At 58.1% G+C, this 17,836-nt stretch carries 9 protein-coding genes and 1 CRISPR repeat array (1 of these 10 only partly in view); of the genes, 8 read left to right on the plus strand and 1 reads right to left on the minus strand.

Annotation, left to right across the window (positions count from 1 at the left end; genetic code table 11):
• Window positions 1-643 precede the first annotated feature (643 nt).
• Entirely contained in the window at window positions 644-1,009 is a 366-nt protein-coding gene (locus AEP_RS07990) for an H-NS histone family protein (RefSeq protein ID WP_442873358.1), read from the plus strand.
• Window positions 1,010-1,315: 306 nt separating this feature from the next.
• On the opposite strand, the gene AEP_RS07995 is transcribed toward AEP_RS07990, so the two are convergent.
• A complete protein-coding gene (locus tag AEP_RS07995) occupies window positions 1,316-2,395 on the minus strand; it encodes a DUF6765 family protein (RefSeq protein WP_087494891.1) in 1,080 nt (359 codons plus the stop codon).
• Window positions 2,396-3,247: 852 nt separating this feature from the next.
• Here AEP_RS07995 and tnpB point away from each other — a divergent pair.
• From tnpB to cas6f, 7 genes are all read left to right on the plus strand, one after another.
• Complete coding sequence (gene tnpB / locus AEP_RS21350; RefSeq protein ID WP_157673082.1) at window positions 3,248-3,670, plus strand: IS66 family insertion sequence element accessory protein TnpB; 423 nt, start codon at window positions 3,248-3,250, stop codon at window positions 3,668-3,670.
• A gap of 566 nt (window positions 3,671-4,236) precedes the next feature.
• Window positions 4,237-5,295: a type I-F CRISPR-associated endonuclease Cas1f gene (gene cas1f, locus AEP_RS08010; protein ID WP_087494893.1), complete on the plus strand. Its 1,059-nt coding sequence runs from the start codon at window positions 4,237-4,239 to the stop codon at window positions 5,293-5,295.
• Window positions 5,292-8,849: a type I-F CRISPR-associated helicase Cas3f gene (cas3f, locus tag AEP_RS08015; RefSeq protein WP_087494894.1), complete on the plus strand. Its 3,558-nt coding sequence runs from the start codon at window positions 5,292-5,294 to the stop codon at window positions 8,847-8,849. Before cas1f ends, cas3f begins: the two co-directional genes overlap by 4 nt.
• 329 nt (window positions 8,850-9,178) lie before the next feature.
• A complete protein-coding gene (gene csy1, locus AEP_RS08020; RefSeq protein ID WP_087494895.1) occupies window positions 9,179-10,543 on the plus strand; it encodes a type I-F CRISPR-associated protein Csy1 in 1,365 nt (454 codons plus the stop codon).
• A complete protein-coding gene (gene csy2, locus AEP_RS08025; protein WP_087494896.1) occupies window positions 10,540-11,631 on the plus strand; it encodes a type I-F CRISPR-associated protein Csy2 in 1,092 nt (363 codons plus the stop codon). The genes csy1 and csy2 overlap by 4 nt, the downstream gene beginning before the upstream one ends.
• Before the next feature lie 62 nt (window positions 11,632-11,693).
• On the plus strand, window positions 11,694-12,743 hold the full coding sequence (csy3, locus tag AEP_RS08030; RefSeq protein ID WP_087494897.1) for a type I-F CRISPR-associated protein Csy3: 1,050 nt from the start codon (window positions 11,694-11,696) through the stop codon (window positions 12,741-12,743).
• 13 nt (window positions 12,744-12,756) lie between these two features.
• A complete protein-coding gene (gene cas6f / locus AEP_RS08035) occupies window positions 12,757-13,332 on the plus strand; it encodes a type I-F CRISPR-associated endoribonuclease Cas6/Csy4 (RefSeq protein ID WP_087494898.1) in 576 nt (191 codons plus the stop codon).
• Between the two features lie 139 nt (window positions 13,333-13,471).
• Window positions 13,472-17,836: a CRISPR direct-repeat array (repeat unit 28 nt; unit sequence GTTCACTGCCGCATAGGCAGCTCAGAAG) (it continues 8,994 nt past the right edge of the window).

Below are 17,836 nucleotides of genomic sequence, written 5' to 3' on the forward strand. Positions count from 1 at the left end.
ATGAAAAGCGATGACTTCGACGTTTGTCGTCGCCAGAATAGGCCAAACTGTTTTATTGGGCTATCGGGCACAGCGCGGTTTGGACAAGGCCGAGTTATAGACCTTGCGCGTGGCGACTGCAATTTGGCCAAGCTTCATGGCCAGTTGGCCAAGACCAAGCTCCGCATCATGGACGATGGGGGAAAATCCAAAATGCACGCAAGCTAATGATTTAAAATATTTTTTCCAAAAAACCAGACGAAAAACATCCCAAAAGTGCAACACCAAGCGCTACACATATCGTAACGTACCCCATTCCATTTCAATTCACTTATCTACTAACATTGGTGAAAATTTGACGGTGAAGTGGCACCTATCCATTAAGCAGAAGCTCAGGACCTGCCTAATGATGTCATGCTCTGCGCATTTCAAATTTTTTTAAAAAATTTGAAACCACCGTGTTTAACGTAGCAAAGAAATTAAATGATTATTCCGATATCGAATTAATGACTAGTTGATTTCAAAAGAAATTTCAATCCAAAGAATTGAAAAAATGTTGTGAAAAAGACGGATCATTCCTATAAATTCTGAATACCCCTGGACGCTGGAAAATTTTAGAGTAAAACTCCTACTCCCCGATTGAACCCAGGAAAAGGAATTTAAAATGACAGAGTCCACAACCAGCAAAAGGAATAAACCAATGATAACAAGCTACCGCGATCTTAAAGCCCAAATCGAAGAACTAACGGCTAAAGCTGAGGCTGCACGAATCTCTGAAGTTGCTTCTGTAGTAGCTGATATCAAAGAGAAGATCGAAGAATACGGACTGACTGCTTCTGATCTGGGCTTTAAGTCTGCTACACAAGGACGCAAGTCAATTGCACATTCAATCGCAGAAGCATCAGATAAAAAGACGGTAGAGCCGAAGTACAAAGGCCCCAATGGTGATATTTGGTCTGGACGTGGACGTGCCCCTACATGGACAAAGGAACTGCCAGCAGGCAAGACTTTGGATGATTACAAAATCTAGACCTTAAAGACTTAAGAAAAAAGCACCCAACTGGGTGCTTTTGCAATTGAGAATGGGCTGAATAATCCGAAGTCAAATGATGCAACCATTCTTGACAAACCTCGGCAAAAAAACACAAACTTGTCAACGCAATATCACCGCCCAGTTGGACCAAGTTCTCCTTCAAACCTAGATTCTGAATCTATCGCTAGTCTCGAATTGCCACAAACCGTAAAACTGCAACTTAGCTTAGTTGCATAAAGTTCAATTTCTACCAGTCTCTTTGGTATGTATAAGTCATACCAAGGTCAGCTGAAGGCAGAATTTCTAGCCAACAAATATTCCAAATTTCGGAAATATTTCTGTTATCAATGTGTGTCTATGCTGCTTTGCCGCATCGTGGAATAGCTTGTAATTGCTGGAAAAAAACTCATTTACATCATCAACTTCGACATCTTGGCTAATTCCAAATGTGGAATGAAATTTCTCCTTAATTTTTTCAAAATAATTTGATCCAAGCGCTTGAGTCTTCCAGCTCCTATTCCCTTTTCCGTCATAGCTGAGACTGACTGCACCAAATCCGAAATGATCGCTTGCAACTGCCGCCAGCCAATTGGCATGACGCACGCCCTCTTCTTCACTTGTGTTTGACTTAAATATATCCAAGAGCAAGGTTTGCTTATCTTGAGGCATAGGCGTAATTTCTGCTTCGGCATTGCCGCTTAAATAGCGCTTGAACTCTTCGTATAGACGTACGGATGCATTTAGAAAAATTGCGGGGTTCTCTCGCTTAACTATCTCTTCGTTGTATGACTTTACATAGGACCAAGACAAGAATGGCCGATCTGGATAAGTGTTGACTTGGCCATGTCCCATCGGTGGCAAATGTAATTTTTGCAGGGGCTCACCAGTGGCGGCACACAAGCTGCCATCTTTTACTTCATTCAAATAATGATTCAATCCAACGAACTCTTGGTGGGCGAAGGTATCAACAAAAACATGTGCGCTGATTCCTAGTCGGTGAAGACCCCAAGGCTCACCCCGGTCTGCAATCGCAGACTTCATCATTGCCTTGGCGATGAAACTATCGGGCTTGCAAATCAAACGTTCTTCGTATGAAGTCTCACTACCTTCTCCCTCTGGCTTTCCCATATTGCCTGGAAGAAAATGAAAAGGCTGCCAACTAAGGGCGTTGGCATTGTTGTTGGACAAGTTCTGCGGGTCATAAGTTGGATGCGCCGTCGGGAAACGTTGATATCGCATTCCGTTCTCGAATTCAATGAATCCCTCTGTCAACGAGTCATCTACATACTGCGCCGAGTACGAGATGATGTCTGCATCTTCGTGCGAGAAGCCAGCCAGCCTGGCAATAACATACGTAGCGGTGTGGTGAAAATCGATTTGCATAGGAGCCTCCTTGCATACGTTCTATCACCGCATTCACAACGACAAGTTGGCAAATGTTCACAAAATTACACTCTTGAAGACATCTTCAGATTTGAATTGCTTTTGACCTCGAGAGGCAGAAGTTAGTCTAAGTTACCTTCGGTTCGCCAGGCCAATTAGTGCGTTTCCTGTAGCAGACGGAAACACAGAACGGTGCCCTTATCTTGGCACGCCAAATATCCTCGATTCATGTTCGAAGGCCCAACGGTGCCACCCAAGACACGCTCGGTGTGGGCCAAGAACCGGCCAACCTAGTTGTCGTCTACCGAACGCAGCATGGCTTGGAGGGAAAACGGTGATCAACCGTAAGTGGCCAGCAAAGTCACCTTGTTGACTGCCCTCCGACGTTGCAACATTGCGTCCACATCAAATGATTGTGGACGCAATGCTCAAAGACTCAGATACACCAAGGTACGCAGCACGGAGTACGAGGCGAACATACTCTGCCGAGACCAAGGCCGAATTGATGGCTGCTTGCTGTGCACTGGGCGCATCCATTGCGGCGGTCGCCAGCGCCAATTGAATGAATGCCAATATGTTGCACCGCTGGCTCAAAGAGTCATCCAAATCCAGGCCACCAATTAACGGCGGCGCTGACGCTACGGCCGTGGACATTACTGCCCTGCATGTGCCGTCATTCATTGCATTACCGCATCTCACGAATTCGGCTGTGCCAGTAGAGGTCCGCAAAGGAGGTTTGGTTATGGCCGTTACCTGGCCCATTTCAGCGGCCAGTGAATTTGCCTGCTGGTCGGCATCACTTCTCAAGTGATTCGAGTCGACTGCGCCTGGCTGGCAGTACAGCCACTGGATATGCGCGCCGGAACCGACTCGGCGCTGGCCCGCGTAGTCGCCGTCTTCGGTGCAGCCCAACCGCACCATGCCTATGTGTTTGCCAACAGAAGAGCCAACCGGCTCAAGATCCTGGTGCACGATGGCATTGGGATCTGGTTGGCGGCACGCCGACTGCATCAAGGCAAGTTCGTTTGGACCTTTGACTGCGACACCCACTGCAGCCTGGAACGGGTTCAGCTTGACTCACTGGTGCTGGGCCTGCCCTTAACTGATGTGCGTCGCACCGCAGTTTCCACAGAAGCCCGCTACTGTATTGGTGCCTGTGGAATCTTGACAGTGGGAAAGTGCTGCGTTTGCGCTACTTTACGAGCGAAAGCAATGTTGGAAGTGCGATACGGCACAAAGTGCTGTTCGGCGCTTGAACGGGGCAGTCGAATTTAACTGCTCATTGGCTTCTGGTGAATTGGAAGCCTTCTTCCAAGATTTAGAGGCCTTGATAAATCATGCAAGTCAATAACGACGGGTATAGAGATTTGCGGCCAGTCAAATTGAGAATTTGTCCCTTGGTAGACAAAGTTGCATGAAAAATTGACACGCAATGTTTAACCTGCGATCAAAAAAAGGGGGCGTGTAAATTGATGGTACATAGATCACTTGGTTCAATACGCAGTATGCAAAGCAATTTGCAATTGCCAAGACCCGCGCCCAATCGAAGCTCGGCTGATTGCAGCCTAAAGACGATACAGCATGGTGATGACATTGCCACACGTTTCGATTCGTAAGCGACGATCTCTTCAGCTTCCTTGCCCAATGGCATGTTTACAGCGCAGTGATACGCATCTTCCGGTGAACACGGCTATTTTTCAGACCTGAAAAACAATTGAAAGCTGCGATTTAACGAGCCAATAGTAGATTGATTACGTCTCTATTGCGCTTGTGTTCGCTTTTTCAATTTCTCATCTATTGGAATTGGCAACCGAAACGCGACGCTATTGTCGCTTCTCAATATGAGTACTAAATCTGCGTTTATTCGCGCTACGGACGTAAAGTCAATCTTAGTTTCTAAAAGAGCCAATATTTATTTTCTGGAGTACACGCGTCTGCTGGTGAACGGTGGTCGTGTGGAATACATCACCGACACTGGCAAACGCCAGTTGTACTGGAACATTCCCATCGCAAATACCACCAGCATTCTGCTGGGTACGGGAACCTCTATCACCCAGGCGGCGATGCGCGAGCTGGCCAAGGCCGGTGTGCTAGTGGGATTTTGCGGTGGCGGCGGCACACCGCTGTTTGCCGCCAACGAGATGGATGTGGAAGTTGCCTGGCTCTCCCCCCAAAGCGAATACCGCCCTACGGAATACCTGCAAGCGTGGGTGCGCTTCTGGTTTGACGATGAACTGCGGCTGGCGGCGGCCAAGCAACTGCAACTGCAGCGGCTGAACTGGCTGCCCGCCCAATGGACCACCCGGGCACTGCGCGAAGCGGGGTTTAACGTGCCCACCGATGCAGTGCAGGCGCTGGTGGCCCAGTTCAAGCCCATGGTGGTCAACGCGCCCGACATCACCGCCCTGCTCACCGACGAAGCCCGTCTCACCAAGGCGCTGTACAAGCTGGCCGTGCAGGCCTGCGGCTACGGCGACTTCACCCGCGCCAAGCGCGGCAGTGGCACCGATGCCGCCAACCGTTTTCTGGACCACGGCAACTACCTGGCCTATGGCCTGGGGGCCACCGCCACCTGGGTGCTGGGCTTGCCACACGGGCTGGCTGTGCTGCATGGCAAAACGCGGCGTGGCGGGCTGGTGTTTGATGCGGCCGATCTGGTCAAAGACGCCATCATCGTGCCGCAGGCTTTTGTGTCGGCCATGCGCGGCGATGACGAGCAGCAGTTTCGCCGCCAGTGCATCGAAGCCTTGACCCGCAGCGAGGCGCTGGACTTCATCATCGACCAGCTCAAGGCCATTGCCATCGACATCGCCCGGCTGGCACAGCAGACAGAAACGGCACCGGACGCGAAACCTGGCATCGCACCTGCCACACCCCCCAGCAGCGAGGGCTCGGCATGAATGTGCTGTTCGTCTCGCAATGTTCCAAGCGCGCACTGACGGAAACCCGCCGCATCCTCGACCAGTTTGCCGAACGGCGCGGCGAGCGCACCTGGCAAACCCCCATCACCCAGGCTGGACTGGACACCGTGCGCAAGCTGCTGCGCCAAACGGCGCGCAAGAACACCGCCGTAGCCTGCCACTGGATTCGCGGGCGCGACCACAGCGAGCTGCTGTGGGTGGTGGGCGATGCGAGCCAGTTCAACGACCAAGGCGCGGTGCCCACCAACACCACGGCCAGCAACGTGCTGCGCGCAGGTGATGAAAACGTGTGGCACCACCTTCCGCTGATGACCGCCCTGGCTGCACTCTCAGCCCTGCTGCACGACCTGGGCAAGGCCACGCAGGCGTTCCAAGACAAGCTCAAAAACCCCGGCGTGCGCGAGCGCAACCACTACCGGCATGAATGGGTGTCGGTACGGCTGTTCCAGGCCTTTGTGGGGCAGGACGATGACGCGGGCTGGCTCCAACGGCTGGCGGCGTATGCCGATGCAGACAACGACACGCAGGCGTTGGAGGCAGCGTGGCTAGACCATGCAGGTGGGCGGCTGCTGCGCGATGGGCTGGATACGATTGAAAGTCGTGATGGAGTGAGCAGCCCGCATAACCCGTTTCGCTGTCTGCCTCCATTAGCTCAGGCGGTTGCATGGCTTGTGTTCACACACCATAGGTTGCCCTGCACGCCCGTTCGGAGGCGACAACACAACGACGAGACCGCAGAGGACGGCAAAGTCTTCCAGCCCTTCGGTTGGAAACCAGTCTCTGTAGAAGCGCGTGAATTGGACTTTCTTTTAGAGCAGATAAACGCCGACTGGAATGAACCCCGTGATAGCGTGTCCGCCGCGACACTCGCCGCGCATTGGCACTTCCCGCACGGCCTGCCCGTCACCCAGCCCACCTGGCGCAAACAAGCCGCCCGCTATGCACGCAAGCTGCTGGAGCTATCGCAAACCGCCCGGCAAGGCACGGTGCTGCACGACCCGTTTGCCATGCACGTCGCCCGCCTGTGCCTCATGCTGGCAGACCACCATTACTCCAGCCTCACCGACGCAGCCGCACGCGCACCGCACCTCAGCCCCGGCTACCCGCTCTACGCCAACACCCGCAGCAACCACTATCAAAACAATAGCTGCTCGCGCTTGGTGGATAAGCGCCAGAGCCCATTTTTTAATCAAACCCTGGACGAACACCTGCTGGGCGTGCAAGCCCACGCCACGCTGGTGGCACGGTCGCTGCCCAACCTCACGCGGAGCCTGCCCGCGCTCAAAAACCACAAGCCCCTCAAAAAGCGCAGCGCCGACCCGCGCTTTGCCTGGCAAGACAAGGCGGCAGACCTGGCCGCCAGCGTGCGCGCCCGCGCCGCGCACGCTGGCGCATTCATCGTCAACATGGCCTCCACCGGCTGCGGCAAAACATTGGGCAACGCCCGGGTGATGAACGCGCTGGCCGACCCGGCCACCGGCCTGCGCTGCGCCTTTGCCATGGGGCTGCGCACGCTCACGCTGCAAACCGGGCGCGTGTTCCAGAACGACCTGCAACTGAGTGACGAGCAACTGGCCCTCCAGGTCGGGGGCGCGGCCAGCCGGGCACTGTTTGAATACTGGGAGCAGCAGGCCGAAGCCACCGGCTCCGCATCCAGCCAGGCGCTGCTGGACGAAGCTGGCACCGTGCTCTTTGAGGGCAACGACCAGCACCCGCTGCTGCAGCGCCTGACGGGCGACGCGAAGGCCCGTGCGCTGATTGCCGCGCCCCTGCTGGTCTGCACCGTAGACCACCTCACCCCCGCCACCGAGAGCCTGCGCGGTGGCCGCCAGATTGCGCCCATGCTGCGCCTGCTTACCAGCGACCTGGTGCTGGACGAGCCCGACGACTTTGACATGGCCGACCTGCCCGCCCTGACCCGGCTGGTGCACTGGGCAGGCCTGCTGGGCAGCCGCGTGCTGCTGTCATCGGCCACGCTGCCGCCTGCGCTGGTGGAAGGGCTGTTTATGGCCTACCGTGCCGGGCGCGCCGTGTACCAGCGCCACCGCAGCGAGCGGCCCAGCGAGCCTGTGAACATCTGCTGCCTGTGGATCGACGAATTCCACCAGACCCCGCAAGACTGCGCAGATGGAGCCGCCTTCCGTGAAGCGCACACCCAGTACGTGCACAAGCGCGTCGCCAAGCTCAAGCAGGCCGAGGTGCGGCGGCTGGCGCAGATTGCGCCCCTGCCTGACACCTGGCACAGCATGCAAGAAGCCGAGCGCCGCAAAGACTTTGCCCGCCTGGTGCTGGAGCAAGCGTGGGAGCTGCACCAACGGCCCCACAACCACAGCACGGATACCCCCACCCACGCCGCCAGCGGCAAGCGCGTGAGCCTGGGCCTCATCCGCATGGCCAACATTGCCCCGCTGTACGACGTGGCCCTGGCCATGTACGCGCCAGACGCACTGCCGCACGCACTGCAAGGCCAGGTGCGCATTCACCTGTGCGTGTACCACTCGCAGTTCCCGCTATTGCTGCGCTCGGCCATCGAGCAGCAGCTGGACACTCTGCTCAACCGACGCGGTGCCAAGGACGGGCACGACCCCGCGCTGCACCGCCCTGCCCTGCGCGCCTTGATTGACGCCCACCCCGAGCCCCACCACCTGTTCATCGTGCTGGGCAGCCCTGTGACCGAAGTGGGCCGCGACCACGACTACGACTGGGCCGTGGTCGAGCCCTCGTCCATGCGCTCGCTCATCCAACTCGCCGGGCGTGTGCGGCGGCACCGGCCAGGGGCGGTGGGTGGGGTGAACATGGTGGTGCTGGACAGCAACTTGCGGCACTACGAAGACAAGAGCAAAGCAGCGTTTTGCAAACCAGGCTTTGAAATGAACCCGCAGCCACCAGGGTCGAGCGACGCTGCACAGAACTTCTACCTGTACAGCCATAGCCTGCGCCAACTGATGACGCGCTTGGTCAAAGACGCTGAACCATGGGCGGTGGATGCTCAACCGCGCATTGAAGTAGCCACCGCGCAATACCACCCCCGCCGCCATTGGGCCGACCTGGAACACGAGCGTATGCGAGACGCCATGTTGCAACGCTCTGCGACCAGCAAATACACCACCGCCCCAGAGCGCGCGGCCTTCCTGCATTGGGCACATCCCGGTCATCTGTGGCTCACCGGCCTGCTACCGCAGTTCCAGCGCTTTCGCTACGACGCCCAACCCCGCGACGACGTGGCCCTGCTGCCGGACGAGAACGAAGAAACGCTGTTGCTGCACCGCGTGCAAGACGGAGAACGGCGCTACGAAAAGCTCTACGTGCCCATCCACCAAAGCCTGTGCCACCCGGTTCCCGCCGCGCAACTGGCATCGCCCAGCGTATCGCCCTGGCCGCAGGTGGATTTGATGGAGGAACTGGCTGCACTGGCACAGGCGCGGGGCTTGTCGCTGGAGCAATGTGCTGAACGCTATGCCACCGCCAGCCTGCCTGAATCGCAGACGGGCTGGCGGTGGGATGAGCGTTTGGGCTTTAGCAAGAAAGCCTGAGCTGCCTATGCGGCAGTAAAACGCTTTGTAACCTCTGAAGGTCTTAAGCTGAATTTTCTGAGCTGCCTTTGCGGCAGTGAAATTATTCTTAAGTTGAATGGTTGAAAATTTTCCCACACCACCTAAAATAAGGCCATGACAGCTGTTCGAGCAACTGTCATGGCCGAGTCAACAACGTGCTTCGCGGCACCAAAAAAAAAGAGGTCACAGTGAATAGCTTTCACGCCCTCAGGAGGGCTTTGTCGGCTACCTAGCCGTTTTCACATCCCCGGTTGGTTCTGTGCTGACTGGGGAATTTTAACTTCCAACCCTTTTGGAAAGGTTTTCCCATGTCCGAAGCCCCTGAAACAGGAGGCAAGGCAGGCTACAGAGCGGCCATCAGCGCCTTCTTGCAAGAGCGACTGCAAGCCAAGCTCGACAAGCTCAAGCCTGACGATCCCCAACGCGAAGAGGTGATTGCCTCATTCGCCCATAATGTGTGGGTGGCCAGCGCTGCCAAGCGCGTGGAACAAATCCAGGCCGTCACCCACTCCCTCAAACCCATCCACCCCGACGCCCGGGGCACCAATCTGTATGTGGAGCCCCGCACCCTGCCCCCGCTGGCCGAGGTGGGCAGCCACGCGCTGGGCGAGCGCTTTGTGGGCGATGTGGTGGGCAACGCTGCGGCGCTGGATGTGTACAAGCTGCTCAAGCTGGAGGTGAACGGGCGCAGCCTGCTCACCGCCCTGCTGGCGCACGATGCGGACGCGCTGGCAGCACTGCATGCCGACCCGGCCCAGGCCGAGAAGCTGCGCGATGCGTTGGTGACATTGACCCAGCCCCGCGCCGAAGGCCCCAGCAGCCACACCCTGGCCAAGCAGCTCTACTGGCTCACAGGCACCAACGCCTGTGACGACGCCCACTACACCCTGCTGGCCCCGCTGTACGCCACATCGCTGGCCCATGCCGTGCACGCCCAGGTGCAGGAAGACCGCTTTGGCGAGGTCAACAAGGCCGCCCGCCAGGCGCGGCGTGAGGGCAAGATGCATGACGGCGTGTTCCATGACTACCCCGGCCTGGCCGTGCAGAACATGGGTGGCACCAAGCCGCAAAACATCAGCCAGCTCAACAGCGAGCGGCGGGGGGTGAACTACCTGCTGTCGTCGCTGCCGCCGCAGTGGAAGGCCAGCGCGGTGCGGTTGCCGGTGCATGCGGCTTCGGTGTTCGAGCGGCTGTTCATCGCCCGGCCCGAAGTGCGCCGCGCCGTGCGGACGCTGCGGGTGTTTTTGGAGTCCAACCCCGACACCAATCTGGCCACCCGCGATCGGCGCGAGGCATTGCTCGACGCTCTGGTGGACGAGCTGGTGTCGCTGGCTGCCGAGTTGCAACAGACCCTTCCGCCCGGCTGGAGCCGGGATGACGAGCGCTTTGCGGATCTGCACCGCAGCGAGCAACTGTGGCTGGACCCGTTGCGTGCCGAACAACCTGATGAGGCCGACTTTGCCCGCGAGTGGTTGCAGATGGACTGGCCTGCCGCCGTGGGTCAGCGCTTTGCCAACTGGCTCAACGCGCAGCTGCGCGGCAAGCTGCCTGTAGGCGATGCGGAAGCGCGTGCTTGGCAGAAGGAGTTGCTGACCGACGAGGACGGTTTTCAGCAGCAACTGCGCACACTGCGCCAGCGGCTGGACCGCACGGCGACGGGGGCAACGCCATGAAGCAACCCCAAGCCATCCTCGTCCTGCCCCACCTGCGCATTCAAAACGCCAACGCCATTGGCAGCCCGCTCACCCATGGCTTCCCGTCCATCACCGCCTTTACGGGCGTGATGTGGGCGCTGGAGCGCAAGCTGGCCCAGGCCGGTGTGCCGCTGCAACTGCATGGCGTGGGCGTGGTGTGCCACCACCATCAAGAGCAGGTCACGCAGGGCTATGTGCGCAACTTCAACCTGACGCGCAACCCGGTGGACAAAGACGGCAGTACCGCCGCCATCGTGGAAGAAGGCCGGATGCACCTGCAGATCTCGCTGGTGCTGGCCGTTTCAGAAAAGCGCACGCCCGGCACCCCTGCAGCGCTGGTGCAAAGCAACCAGGCGCAGTTGGACGAATGGGCTGCGCAAGCGGGCCACATCCTGGCAGGCATGCGTGTGGCGGGCGGCAGCGTGCTGCCATCGCGCCCGGTGCCGGGCAAGCGCGTGCGGCCCTGGATGGCCGTCGTGCCCGAAGACCCACAGGCAGCAGAGAAGCAGTTCCGCCAATGGCGGCGGCAGTGGCTGCCGGGTTTTGCCCTGGTGGGGCGCGATGACCTGCTGGCCGAGCGCCTGCAAGACCTGCGCACCACCCAGCCCGATGCCACGCTGCTGGACGCCTGGTTGCACGCGGCTCGCTTTAACTACGCGCCTGTGGTGCCTGACAGCGGTGCCCCTGCACCAGACGGACAGGTGAAGTGGGCAGACCCACAGCGGCCCAAGGGCAGCGGCTGGGTGGTACCCATTCCGGTGGGTTATGTCGCGCTCACATCCGCCCACGCCCCGGGCACCGTGCGCAATGCACGCGATGCCACGGTGCCCATGCGGTTTGTGGAATCGGTCTATGCGCTGGGCGAGTGGATTAGCCCGCACCGCCTGACGCACCTAGGCCAGTTGCTGTGGCATGCCGAAGCCGACGAAGACGACAAAGCGCAGGGCCTGTACCGCTGCCGCAATGGCTACCAACCCGCCAAGGCAGAGGAGGCTGGCGCAGACGGCAACCCCACCACCGACACGCTGGACGAATGGGACGACGACGAGGCTTATGCCTACACCTGAGCCCCTGCAAAAGCCCGCCACCCCTTCGCATTCAACCTCCCCATTTTTGAAAGATCAACACCATGACCGACAAACTCACCACCGCCTCCGTCCTGGCCTTTGAACGCAAGCTGGACCCCTCTGACGCCGTGTTCCATGCAGGCCACTGGGACGACCGCGCACAGTCGCACGCTTGGCAGCCCATCAAGCTGCGGATAAAACCCATACGAGGCACCATCAGCAATCGGCTCAAAGCGAAAGAACAAGATCCAGCCAAGCTGGACGCGCAAATTGAAAAGCCCAACCTGCAAACCGTGGACGTGGCCGCCTTGCCCGCAGAAGTCGACACACTCAAGGTGCAATTCACGCTGCGCGTGCTGGGCGGCGCGGGCACCCCATCAGCCTGCAACAGCGCGGCCTACCAGGCCAAACTGCGGGCCACCGTGCAGGGCTATGTGCAGCAGCACGGCTTTGGCGAACTGGCCCGGCGCTACGCGGCCAACCTGGCCAATGGCCGCTTCTTGTGGCGTAACCGCGCCGGTGCCGAACAGGTGGAAGTAACCGTGGAGCAGATGCAAGGCGGGCAGGCCGCACATACATGGTCTTTTGATGCTCTGGCGCTAAATACACGGGCGGTAGACGCTATCAATACAGAAGCAAAAGGCTTGGACGAGCTGGGCCAAGCCATTGCCGCCGGGTTGGCCGGGTCACAGCATGTGATGCTGCGTATCACGGCCTTTGTGCGCCAAGGTGCGGGGCAAGAGGTGTTCCCATCCCAAGAGCTGATCTTGGATCAAAAGGCGCAGAAAACAGACGACGGGGTACTGGTTAAAAAGAGCAAGACGCTGTATCACGTGGACGGCGTGGCCGCCATCCACTCGCAAAAAATCGGCAACGCCATTCGCACCATCGACACCTGGTATGAAGGCGCTGAAGAACTCGGCCCCATCGCGGTAGAGCCCTACGGCTCCGTCACCACCCAGGGCAAGGCCTACCGCCAGCCAAAGCAAAAGCTGGACTTCTACACCCTGCTGGACCACTGGCTGCTGAAAGACCAAGTGCCCCCCGCAGAGCAAAAGCACTTTGTGATGGCCGTGCTGATCCGTGGCGGCGTGTTTGGCGACGCCAGCTAATGCGCGAGGCCCCATGACCACGCACTATCTCCACATCACCCTGCTACCCGACCCGGAGTTCAGCCCCGCGCACCTGCTGGGCGCGCTGGTGGCCAAGCTGCACCGGGCGCTGGTGCAAGGGCAGACCACCGACATCGGGGTGAGCTACCCGCAGCACATCGGCCAGCCGACCACAAAGCGCACCCTGGGCGCGGTGCTACGCCTGCACGGCACCCCCGAGGCGCTGCAACGCCTGATGGGGCAAGACTGGCTCAAAGGCATGCGCGACCACACGCAGGTGGGTGAACGGCTGCCAGTGCCCGCCCACGCACAGCACCGCACCGTGCGCCGCCGCCAGTTCAAGACCAACGCCGACCGCCTGCGCCGCCGCCGCATGCAGCGCAAGGGCGAAACCGCCGAACAGGCCGCAGCCGCTATCCCCGACGCTGTAGAGCGCCGCCCCGACCTGCCGTTTGTGTCACTGCGCAGCAGCAGCACGGGCCAGCCGTTTTGCCTGTACGTGGAGCACGGCCCACTGCAGGCCCAACCTGTGGCCGGGGCCTTCAACGCCTACGGCCTGGGGCACGAGGCGACCGTACCCTGGTTTTGACCCTTTTTGACCCTTTTTTCCGGGGCCTGTGACAAGGCCTATGAATCAAGCACTTACCGAATGCCTCAGAAATTGGGGTGTTTGCGCTTGAAAGGGGAATGTTCTTTAAAAATCAAGAGGTTGCCGCGCTAGACTGATAGTTCACTGCCGCATAGGCAGCTCAGAAGTCCCCAAAGACGACCCGTTCTGGGAGGGGCACGTTCACTGCCGCATAGGCAGCTCAGAAGTCGCAAATCTATCGAGCGAGGACGATGGCCATGTTCACTGCCGCATAGGCAGCTCAGAAGAGTGATACGGCCAGGCTGCCGGCTGCGATCGAGTTCACTGCCGCATAGGCAGCTCAGAAGATGGGGAGGTGCCAGCATGACCGACATCACCTGTTCACTGCCGCATAGGCAGCTCAGAAGTATGACATTGCCGCAAACTCACGCATCCGGTTGTTCACTGCCGCATAGGCAGCTCAGAAGACACAGAGCACTACGTTGGTGGGCTCTGTGCTGTTCACTGCCGCATAGGCAGCTCAGAAGTCAGGGTCAGTGGGAAATGCCTCGCACTCCAGGTTCACTGCCGCATAGGCAGCTCAGAAGACGAACAAGCTGGCGGGCTATCGGGTAATGGCGTTCACTGCCGCATAGGCAGCTCAGAAGTCGGTAACGGCAATGCGCGTGGGCACCGGTTCGTTCACTGCCGCATAGGCAGCTCAGAAGGCGCGATGGTGGGGCAAAACATCGGTACACGCGTTCACTGCCGCATAGGCAGCTCAGAAGTCGACCTCGGCAGGTTGCCGCAGGAAATACAGGTTCACTGCCGCATAGGCAGCTCAGAAGAAGCGAAAAACGGCGGCGTTTGGCCCAATGCCGTTCACTGCCGCATAGGCAGCTCAGAAGTGCACTACGACGCCGCCATCAACCGCGTAGGCGTTCACTGCCGCATAGGCAGCTCAGAAGAGACGCGAACGCGCCAAGCGTCGCCTTAACACGTTCACTGCCGCATAGGCAGCTCAGAAGAAGATGCCTTCACAGAGACCGCCTTTCCAAGCGTTCACTGCCGCATAGGCAGCTCAGAAGTTGTCTCTTGCGCGGATGAAGGCGTTGAACTGGTTCACTGCCGCATAGGCAGCTCAGAAGGCCTGGCAGCCCGTACCGCTCTGCACCACGCCGTTCACTGCCGCATAGGCAGCTCAGAAGACATCGAAGACGCAGTAGAAGAAGCCGAAGGGGTTCACTGCCGCATAGGCAGCTCAGAAGAGCAAGAAATCAACTGGCGCGGGCGCAAAGTGGTTCACTGCCGCATAGGCAGCTCAGAAGCGCTTGTAGTAGCCGGTCACTTCGTCCGAGGCGTTCACTGCCGCATAGGCAGCTCAGAAGAACCTCCGATCCAGCACGTCCTGCCGCTTGGTGTTCACTGCCGCATAGGCAGCTCAGAAGAACGCGCTTGGCTTTCATGACGTCCAGCTCTTCGTTCACTGCCGCATAGGCAGCTCAGAAGACAGCCACGTCGAGCAGACGGCAGCATCCACGGTTCACTGCCGCATAGGCAGCTCAGAAGATTTTGTCGATGGCGTTGGGGGCGGCAAATAAGTTCACTGCCGCATAGGCAGCTCAGAAGATAACAACGTCTCCACTGGTGCGCCCACCGTCGTTCACTGCCGCATAGGCAGCTCAGAAGATACTGGATGAAATCTCCAAGTTCGACCGCAGGTTCACTGCCGCATAGGCAGCTCAGAAGAAATCTTGTCCTTCACTTCGCCCTTGATCTCGGTTCACTGCCGCATAGGCAGCTCAGAAGGCTACATCCACAACCCCCAGCAGTCAGCAAGAGTTCACTGCCGCATAGGCAGCTCAGAAGAGTGAGTCCCAGTTCACTCGTAGCGGCATCGGGTTCACTGCCGCATAGGCAGCTCAGAAGGTGGTGGATTGCTGAGCCGCAGCGGATGCTGCGTTCACTGCCGCATAGGCAGCTCAGAAGCCGTTGTCATTGCTGTTTTGCAAGACGTATCGGTTCACTGCCGCATAGGCAGCTCAGAAGCGATTTCTTCCCGCACGATTTCGACAAACTCTCGTTCACTGCCGCATAGGCAGCTCAGAAGACACAGCGGCCCGCGAAGGTAGACAAGGATTTGTTCACTGCCGCATAGGCAGCTCAGAAGTTTGCAATGGCCGTCGTGAATCCAGCGCGGAAGTTCACTGCCGCATAGGCAGCTCAGAAGTCGCTCGATAGATATACAAAGATCAAGCCGCTGTTCACTGCCGCATAGGCAGCTCAGAAGTCTCCAAACACCCGAACGAGCAACATGGCGCAGTTCACTTCCGCATAGGCAGCTCAGAAGTTGTCAAACACCGTACCCGTGCCCAAAGACGTGTTCACTGCCGCATAGGCAGCTCAGAAGCAGCATCACCCCATTTGAAGATGAGTCGAAACGTTCACTGCCGCATAGGCAGCTCAGAAGTACGCCAAATGTCAGCGCCTCATGGCCTACACGTTCACTGCCGCATAGGCAGCTCAGAAGCAGCGCTGCCAGGCAGGCGCGTTGCTCTGGACGTTCACTGCCGCATAGGCAGCTCAGAAGTTGGCATGAAATATGGGGCGTTTGGACATGAAGTTCACTGCCGCATAGGCAGCTCAGAAGTACAAATTCGTCAGTGAGGGTGGCGTAGTGCAGTTCACTGCCGCATAGGCAGCTCAGAAGGCTTGTACGTGGTCGAAATGAATGCAGGCGGCGTTCACTGCCGCATAGGCAGCTCAGAAGTGCTGCCCACTCTGATATGGCGCAGGTCATGCGTTCACTGCCGCATAGGCAGCTCAGAAGATAGAAGCAGCCGCTTGGACATCGTAGTTAGTGTTCACTGCCGCATAGGCAGCTCAGAAGCGTTCCCCTGTATCCAAAGGTGCGTCTAGCGCGTTCACTGCCGCATAGGCAGCTCAGAAGAGTCGCAACGATGTCGCACGCAGCGGCCACACGTTCACTGCCGCATAGGCAGCTCAGAAGAAAGTGTCAGCAGCAGCAACGTAATCATTGGCGTTCACTGCCGCATAGGCAGCTCAGAAGTTTGAAATATCGGCATTTGCATTGATGGCCTGGTTCACTGCCGCATAGGCAGCTCAGAAGATATCGCCCTGAAACAGTATCGGACGCTCGGTGTTCACTGCCGCATAGGCAGCTCAGAAGCTTACGCAGGAACTTGCCGAAGGCTTGCTTGTGTTCACTGCCGCATAGGCAGCTCAGAAGTACACGCTCACCGGAATAGACCAGCATCTGCTGTTCACTGCCGCATAGGCAGCTCAGAAGAAGCGAAAAACGGCGGCGTTTGGCCCAATGCCGTTCACTGCCGCATAGGCAGCTCAGAAGATATCGGCCTGAAAAAGAATGGGCCGTTCAATGTTCACTGCCGCATAGGCAGCTCAGAAGCTGAACTCGTATTCATTGCGCACATAGAGTGCGTTCACTGCCGCATAGGCAGCTCAGAAGCCTGTGGCCTCGCACTCTATTGGGCAGCAATTGTTCACTGCCGCATAGGCAGCTCAGAAGTGGGCAAAAGCGGCGGTAATGGAGGTGAAGATGTTCACTGCCGCATAGGCAGCTCAGAAGTTGAGCTTTCCCTCAGACCACACACAGGCAGAGTTCACTGCCGCATAGGCAGCTCAGAAGACGGCCACAGACATGACAAAACGAGGGCCATGGTTCACTGCCGCATAGGCAGCTCAGAAGGTCCCCGTGTCCGGCGGGCTGGTGTTGATCGCGTTCACTGCCGCATAGGCAGCTCAGAAGCAGCAAGTGTTCTGTGCTCCAGTGATGCCGTCGTTCACTGCCGCATAGGCAGCTCAGAAGATGGATCGACTGGTGGGCGAAGCACGTCGGTTGTTCACTGCCGCATAGGCAGCTCAGAAGAGACCGCAGGGCAGGGCTCATCGATCTAGTGTGTTCACTGCCGCATAGGCAGCTCAGAAGTCTTTGTTTTGCGCTACATCCCACTGCCAGTAGTTCACTGCCGCATAGGCAGCTCAGAAGTCCTCATGGTCACCAGCCTGCGCACCGACAAAGTTCACTGCCGCATAGGCAGCTCAGAAGTTCTAAGTCACTGTCCGCTCAATGCGGGTCGTGTTCACTGCCGCATAGGCAGCTCAGAAGACGCGTATGTAAGCAGTCGAATCGAGGCGGGGGTTCACTGCCGCATAGGCAGCTCAGAAGTGACAAATCACCGTTGAAATAAAAAGGACCAAGTTCACTGCCGCATAGGCAGCTCAGAAGTGTGAGCGACATGCCAGCTTCCTGCAGCTTTTGTTCACTGCCGCATAGGCAGCTCAGAAGTGCAACGCCGCTACCCGCAAGAAGCCGGCGGCGTTCACTGCCGCATAGGCAGCTCAGAAGTGTTGCTGGGCTGCGCCATGGCAGAGGCCCTGGTTCACTGCCGCATAGGCAGCTCAGAAGGCTACACGCGGGAGCCTGCCATTTGACCTGGCGTTCACTGCCGCATAGGCAGCTCAGAAGTGAGCCTGTTTCGCA

The organism is Curvibacter sp. AEP1-3, assembly GCF_002163715.1.
Classification (GTDB): domain Bacteria; phylum Pseudomonadota; class Gammaproteobacteria; order Burkholderiales; family Burkholderiaceae_C; genus Allorhodoferax.

Bases quoted from the DNA above. Each gene is read 5' to 3' on its own strand.
- AEP_RS07990 (WP_442873358.1), top strand. From the start codon at position 644: ATGACAGAGTCCACAACCAGCAAAAGGAATAAACCAATGATAACAAGC.
- AEP_RS07995 (WP_087494891.1), bottom strand. From the start codon at position 2,395: ATGCAAATCGATTTTCACCACACCGCTACGTATGTTATTGCCAGGCTG.
- tnpB (WP_157673082.1), top strand. From the start codon at position 3,248: ATGCGCGCCGGAACCGACTCGGCGCTGGCCCGCGTAGTCGCCGTCTTC.
- cas1f (WP_087494893.1), top strand. From the start codon at position 4,237: ATGAGTACTAAATCTGCGTTTATTCGCGCTACGGACGTAAAGTCAATC.
- cas3f (WP_087494894.1), top strand. From the start codon at position 5,292: ATGAATGTGCTGTTCGTCTCGCAATGTTCCAAGCGCGCACTGACGGAA.
- csy1 (WP_087494895.1), top strand. From the start codon at position 9,179: ATGTCCGAAGCCCCTGAAACAGGAGGCAAGGCAGGCTACAGAGCGGCC.
- csy2 (WP_087494896.1), top strand. From the start codon at position 10,540: ATGAAGCAACCCCAAGCCATCCTCGTCCTGCCCCACCTGCGCATTCAA.
- csy3 (WP_087494897.1), top strand. From the start codon at position 11,694: ATGACCGACAAACTCACCACCGCCTCCGTCCTGGCCTTTGAACGCAAG.
- cas6f (WP_087494898.1), top strand. From the start codon at position 12,757: ATGACCACGCACTATCTCCACATCACCCTGCTACCCGACCCGGAGTTC.